The sequence below is a fragment of the Blastococcus aggregatus genome (assembly GCF_900221005.1).
GTDB lineage: Bacteria > Actinomycetota > Actinomycetes > Mycobacteriales > Geodermatophilaceae > Blastococcus > Blastococcus aggregatus.
On the sequence record NZ_OBQI01000012.1, the window covers coordinates 1 to 1,453 of the forward strand.

At 70.5% G+C, this 1,453-nt stretch carries 1 protein-coding gene; it reads right to left on the minus strand.

The genetic code is table 11. The features are described from left to right. Positions 1 to 163: 163 nt before the first annotated feature. On the minus strand, positions 164 to 1,204 hold the full coding sequence (locus CRP29_RS22195) for an IS110 family RNA-guided transposase (protein WP_097197253.1): 1,041 nt from the start codon (positions 1,202 to 1,204) through the stop codon (positions 164 to 166). Between the last annotated feature and the right edge of the window lie 249 nt (positions 1,205 to 1,453).

Genomic DNA, 1,453 nt, shown 5'->3' on the forward strand with positions numbered 1-1,453 from the left:
ATGAGCTCCTATGTGTCAAGACGGCCCGGGAGTAGCGTCCGGGTCGGCGGTGGGTGCGGTGGACTGACCGCAGCGAAGAGCAGGTCTGGGACTGAGAGCCTGTCGCGCAGCTGGCTTCGGCCGTTGAGACGCGTCCGTTTTGTCGCTGCCGCACTCACCGTCCTCAGCCGGTCATCACCGGCTGGGCGGTAGTCGCCAGGTCTTCGTGCAGGGTTCGGTAGACGACGTCGGAGAGTCGTCGTTTCAGGCAGCGGAGGGCTTCGCGGCCGGTCTTGCCCTCGGCGCGTTTGCGCAGGTAGTAGGCGCGTCCTTCGGTATCGGCGCGGATCTGGGTGATCGCCATGGTGTAGAGCACCCGGTTGAGCTGTCGGTTACCCGAGCGGTTGAGCCGATGCCGGCTGGTTCGGCCGGAGGAGGCCGGGATCGGGGCGGTGCCGTTGGCGGCGGCGAAGGCGTGCCGGGAGCGGTAGCGGCGAATGTCGGCGACCTCGCCGAGGATCGTCGCGGCGCTGACCGGGCCCAGGCCGTAGAGGTCGGTCAGCCCGGTCTTCACCTGCTTGACCGCGTCGGTGATGAGGCCGTGGACCTCCTGGATTTCTGCAGTCAGCTCCGCCAGCCGGACCAGCCGGCGGCGGGTCAGCGTGGCCCGGACGCTGGTGTCGCCGGCGAGCAGATCGGTGGCGGCGGTGATGAACGTCGGAGCGGTCAGTCGCGGCACCCGGTCCTGGTAGCCGGGCAGCAGGCCGTGCAGCTCGGCGTGGGTGCGGCTGGCCAGCGCGGTGCGCTCGGCGACCAGCTGGGCGCGGTAGTCGGCCAGCGCCCGCAGGTCAGCGGCTTGCCCGACGGCCAGGCGGACCGGGGGCAGGCCGGTCTCACGAGCGGTGAGTCGGGCGATGGCGACCGCGTCCCCGGGGTCGGTCTTACCGGCACCGGGCCGGCCCGAGCGTTCCCGCGCGGTCAGGCTCGGCGGCACCTCGACGACCTCCAGGCCGCCGACGATCACCAGTCGAATGGCGGCGCCGCGGCCGTAGTTGCCCGAACCCTCGATGCCGACCCGGCTCACCGAGTGCTCCTTGACCAGTTCCTCGAGGGCGTCGAAGCCGGCCTCGGTGTTGGCCAGCTCGGTGACGAGTACCGGGCGGCCGGCGAGGTCGATGACGGCCACCGCGAGGGTGTCCTTGTGGGTGTCGATTCCGGCGAGCACGAGACTCCTTCCAGCGTTCGAAGAGCTCGCGAAAGCCGGTGTGCGGGCGGAGCGCATGCATCTGCGGGCTGCCGCAGCCCGAGGCTCCTATCAAGCGTCAACCACCCGAACCCCGACAGACGTCACCGGCGGGCACTCATTGCGAAAGCCACTCAGGATCGCGACGGGCAGCAAGACGTCGAGCCTCGCCGGTGACGCCCGCGAGCGCTCCGCCGTCGGCGACGGAGCGCAACTATTACCGCAGATGCA